1 pseudogene is annotated in these 476 nt (G+C 64.9%); it reads right to left on the reverse strand.

Annotated elements, in window-relative coordinates:
* Positions 1-476: pseudogene (locus tag RM812_RS42225) on the reverse strand (protein translocase subunit SecF); the annotation flags it as partial.

Here is a 476-nt window from a genome sequence, read left to right on the forward strand (position 1 = left end):
GCGTAGACACCGACCGTGATGGTGATGTCGTGGATCAGCGCGATGAGGGCGGCGACGGCCATCCGCCACTCGAACGCGATGGCCAGATAGATCACCACCAGGACCATGAAGATCCCGAGGCCCATCCACGCCTTGTTGGCGATCTGCTCACCCCAGCTGGGGCCGACCAGGTCCGCGTTGATCTCCTCGGCGGGGATACCGAGCTCGTCGGAGAGCGTCTCCTTGATCTCGTTCGCCTTTGCGGTGTCGACCTCGGTGATCTGGATGCGCAGACCGCCGTTGCCGAGCTCCTGGACGATGGCCATGTGGCCCGATGCCTCGGTCGCCACCTCCGTGGCCTGGGAGGTGGAGATCTTGGCCTTGGTGTCGGTCGTGAAGACCGCGCCGCCCTGGAACTCGATGCCCATGCGGAGGCCGCCGACCGCCACACCGATGATGGCGGTGATGGTGATCAGGATGGAGACGCCGTACCAGAT

Source organism: Streptomyces lancefieldiae, assembly GCF_031845825.1.
GTDB lineage: Bacteria > Actinomycetota > Actinomycetes > Streptomycetales > Streptomycetaceae > Streptomyces > Streptomyces lancefieldiae.